The organism is Baaleninema sp., assembly GCF_049974805.1.
Classification (GTDB): Bacteria; Cyanobacteriota; Cyanobacteriia; order Cyanobacteriales; family Geitlerinemataceae; genus Baaleninema.
The window spans coordinates 1-4,581 of sequence record NZ_JBNGCO010000019.1 but is presented as its reverse complement, the minus strand read 5'-3'; the positions used below and the strand labels follow the sequence as shown (position 1 = coordinate 4,581).

Sequence of the window (4,581 nt, the reverse complement as noted above, 5' to 3'; positions counted from 1 at the left end):
GAAATCTCGTCGGAAATCTCGTCGGAAATCTCGTCGGAAATCTCGTCGGAAATCTCGTCGGAAATCTCGTCGCTATCCTCAACCGGGTTCTCGTTATCTTCGAGGTCGTCCTCGTTGTCCTCCGAATCTCCATCGTCTTCAAAGGCGTCGAGTCCTAATTCTGCCAGTTCGTCGCGCAGTTCTTTAAAAATGATGTCGCTAACGGCTTTTGTCGGGTGGACGTTATCCCAGAAAACGTATCGATTGGGATTTTCGACCAACATTCCTGTTATCTGATTGAAGGCTGGGTCGGTACTGTTGACAAAGCCAAAGGATTCGGGGTTGTCTAAAATGTCGTCGAAGATCTCGAAAACGTCTAATTCAACGATCTCGATATCTAAACTTACTTCTAATTCGTCGAGGCGAGTGTCGAGGAGGTCGTTAAACTGTTCGATCGTAATGCTGATGGGTTTTTGAGCCGAAGGAAAAGCTGCTCTGACGAACGGCGTGAAACTGACATCAGCGGAATTCGGCACGATAAAGGCTTCCGCTCCCGCCTCGGCCAAGGTGCTGATATGTCCGGTTAAGGCTTCTACAACCTGTTCTGGAAGACCCTCGAGTACTGCTTCGGGGTCTAGGGTGGGATTGGCTTCGATTTCTTGTAAGAAATCGTTTCCCCCGGCGTAGAGATAGACTAAATCCGTTTCGTCGGGACTGGGTAAGCTGGACAGGTTTACCTGGTCTAAAAAGAAATTAATCTGTTCGCCGATGTTGGGCGTTTGTAGGAGAGACAAACCGAAACCGGTTCTCGCTCCACCGAAGGCGAAGTTGGTGCCTCCGGCTAAAAATGGCGTCGAAGCATCTAATCCGAGGCGGTCGGCGATGTTTTCGACCACTAGGGGACCGTTAGAAAAGCGTCCGTCGAAATAGGGCGGTGAGGGCGGGTTTGTCCCTCCACTGTTGAGAAAAACGTTTCCTACGTCGGAGAGGCTGTCGCCGAAGGCGATAAATGAATCGAAGACGGGGGGTTTGTCTTCTTCTCCCTCGTCGCCATCTTCTGTGTTGTTATGACAGGGCGAGCAACCTTCGTTGAATTGGGGGAAATGATTCCAAACCCCCCCCTCTTGGTTCCAGGGACGGAAAAACGAGTATTCGGGATCGTTATCGTTTCGATCGCGGAAGGGATGGGTGGGAGATTCGTCTGTATCCCACCAACGACGGTGTTGAGTCAATCCAAATTTCTTCATGGCAGTAGTTTTATCCTGACGCTCAGTTGCAACCTCGAGCGAGGCATATCCGTAATTCTACGTAATTAAATGGGAATATCCGAGCTTTTTTAGGGATTATCACCAAATCTTTACAGAATCAAAACCGAATCTTTACAAAAATACTCAGGGTTTTTACGTAAGTCGAGGCGGCGGTACTGAGTCCTGGCCTGGGACTCGGCCAGGATGCGATCGCCAATCCCTCGATCGATCGAACCCCCGTAACTCCAGTAACTCCATGCTGTGGGGCTACGGGGGTGATGGGATACGGTGAGTTGAAAACTGGCTTCAGAAGCCGAAGAGGGCCGCCAAAGGCTGTTCGTCGGTGGCGGTGGAACTGGGATCGATCGACGCCGCGAAATCTGCCATTTCTGCTTTCGTGGAGGTTTCGAGGGTGGGGGAACTAGCGGGATGGGGAGAGGGTTCCCAGGTTTCGAGGATCTCCGCCGATGCGGTAGAGGTGGGGAGGCTGCGATCGCGCCGCGCCCCCAACAGTCCATCCGTGAAATCCCCGAGAACCGATTCGGTCACGATGTCGTAAACGGTGGCGGTGGGGTGGAAATCGTCCCAAAACAGATAGGTTTCGGGGTCGGGAACGACGGTTCCCGTCACGGGGTCGAGGGCGAAATCGGTGGTATTTTGAATGCCGAAGGCGGCGGGATTGGCGAGGATTTCGTCGAAGATGCTGGCGAAATCTAATTCGATGATGTCGATTCCTAATTCGACTTCTAAGGTATCTAAGGCGGGGTCGAGGAGTTCGTTGAAGCGATCGAGTTGTTGGCTGATTTCTTCGCTGCGGCCGATCGATCGCACGAACGGCGCTCCGCTGAAATCCCCTAAATTCGGCACGACGAAGGTGGTCGCCCCCGCTTCGGCTAAGGTGGTGATGTGGCCGGTAAGGTCGCTGACAACGCTGGCGGGGTCGAGAGGCGTTGGACTTTGGACGAAATTGTTACTTCCGGCGTGGAGATACACTAAATCCCTGACGTCGAGGCGGTTTTCCAGGCGATAGAGATCGATTTGTTCTCCCACGTTGGGCGTCCCTTGCGCGGAGTTGCCAAACCCGGTGGTTGCGCCGCCGAAGGCGTAGTTCGTCCCCCCCAGCAAGGCGGGAACGGAGGCGTTTAACCCGACGGCGTCGGCTAATTGTTCGACGACGAGTCGGCCGTTGGAAAACCGCCCTTCAAAATAGGGAGGTGAGGCGGGAAGCGTTCCGCTGGTGGCGGTGAATACGTTCCCGACGTCGGAGAGACTGTCGCCGAAGACGATAAGGTTGTCGAAGGGTGGGGAAGTGGGGGCGATCGATCCCTCGAGTTCCGGGGTGACGGCGAATTGAGAGACCACTTCCGGGGTGCGATCGAGTATATTTTGGGGATTGGCGTTGAGTTCGGCTTCGTTGTACGCTTCGATTCCGTAGGTGGTCACGAGCAGTTCTTGGGTGGTGGGGTCGATCGCAAACTCCGTCCAACCGTAAGTCTGCGTCGCCACGTATCCCCCTTCGAGAAGTCGCGCCGCCACTGGCGATCCTTGCAACCCGACGGGATCGTAACCCAAGGTTTCCAACTGGCTGTTCGTCAGTTGTTCGATAAAGGCATCTTTCCCGGTGCGGGGTAAACTGTCGAACAGCGCCACCTGTTCCGGAGACAGTAAGTCGAAATCCACCGCCAAGTCGATGACCGTCGGTCCGAAGGGTTCGTCAAAGGCGACGGAACCTGTGGTGATTTCAAAGGCGTTGGTGGGAATCTGTTCGCCGCCGGGGGTTAGCTGATAGGTGAGGTTGTTAACGAGAGTCCCGTGAACGTCCGCCGCTACGAATACCACGTTGTCGATGTCGTTGGTATTAATAAAATTGAGGATTTCGCTGCGTTCGGCGGCGTAGCCTTCAAATCGATCGCCTGCGTTGACCAACCCCAGATTTTGGATGGGTTCGGGAACCATCACGAACTTCCACGTCACCCCCGCCGTTTCCGCCGCCAGCAAATCCTGTTTGAGGTCTTCGACTTGCACCCGTCCTAACATCGTGCGGTTGGGGTCGAAACTCGCAGCGAGGAAATTTTGAACCGATAGGGGATTGTTGATGTCCGCTTGCGGGACTGCGGGGTCTCGGAACGATCGCGCGTCGAGAACGAACACCGCCGCATCGCTTCCATAGGTTTGGTTGCGGTAAAGTTTCCGTTCTCCTGCGGTGCGGGGGTCTCCGGTTTCGCCGTAAAATTCGTCTCGAATCGGGTTGTACTCTTGAAACGCTTGCAACCCGTTTTCGTAAAGCGGCGTATCGTTAATCCGTTCGCTTCCGGTTCCAAACCGTCCCAGAGGGTCGGTGAACGCGGGGGCGCCGCCGGAAAAGTCGTTGGTGACTTCGTGGTCGTCGATGGTAGCCAAGACGCTGGTAGAGGCGCGGAGGTCTTCCCAGGTGTTAACGCCGAATCGATCGCCGTACACTTCAGCTTGTTTGAGGCGAAATTCTTCCAGGGTTTCCGCTTGGGGTTTCCTCAACGCCGGGGAGGGATAGTCGGCGTAAATGGTGTCTCCGTGGAGAAGGAAGAAGTCTAAGTCTTTTTCGTCGGCGTTGGCGATGGCGGGATAGGGCGCCAGTTCGCCGCGCCAGTCTCCAGAGACGCCGAAGCGCAACCCGTCGAAGGTGCCGAGTTCGGCGGCGGTGTCGAAGGTTCCGGTTTGGGAACTTCCGATGCTGTCGGTGACGCGGTAGTAGTAGGTGGTGTTGGGTTGCAGTCCGCTGAGAGGGAGTTTGATGGGTTCGTTGGGGTCGCTGACTTCTGCTGACAGGGTTCCTACAATGTTGTTAAAGTCCGGGTCGCTGGAGTATTCGATCGCCACGAAGCCGGGTTCGCTGCTGCGCGTCCACAGTACTGTACTGGTTTGGCCGGTGTCTCCCGAGGCGACTCCGTTGGGAAGTGTTGGGGAACCGTCGGTGTCGTTTCTCAAGTCGGCGAGAAATTCGTTGACGTTCAGTCCGTAGATTTGAAGGAAGTCGAGTACGCTCATCTTTAAAGTCTCCTGACCCAATCGACCCAACTTTACGGGTTGGGAAGGCGTTTTCAGGTTAATTTTATGCTAAATAAATGGCAAGTCAAATTAAGAAAACGTCAAATTTGAGCGGTTTTTTGTTGAAATTCGTTAAGTTTTTAAACCGCCATCAACCACAATTTTGACATTAAATTACGATACAAACAGAATAAAAACGAGGTTTTTTGTGGTAATTTTTTTGAGCTTCAAGGTCTTGCGAGTGAAGGGAAGTCAATATCTCACAAATACCCAAATACCAGGGCTATTTCATTCTCAAGGGAAGCCAAAGATGCTAGAGTGTCAGATTAAT

The 4,581-nt window shown here is 53.7% G+C and carries 2 protein-coding genes; both read right to left on the bottom strand.

Going from position 1 to position 4,581, the window contains the following annotated elements; all coding sequences use genetic code 11:
• Window positions 1-1,226, bottom strand: a 1,226-nt coding sequence (locus ACP5D4_RS05765) for an SGNH/GDSL hydrolase family protein (protein WP_428010678.1), incomplete at its 3' end; no start/stop codon positions are given.
• 306 nt (window positions 1,227-1,532) lie between these two features.
• Complete coding sequence (locus ACP5D4_RS05760) at window positions 1,533-4,250, bottom strand: alkaline phosphatase D family protein (protein WP_428010677.1); 2,718 nt, start codon at window positions 4,248-4,250, stop codon at window positions 1,533-1,535.
• Between the last annotated feature and the right edge of the window lie 331 nt (window positions 4,251-4,581).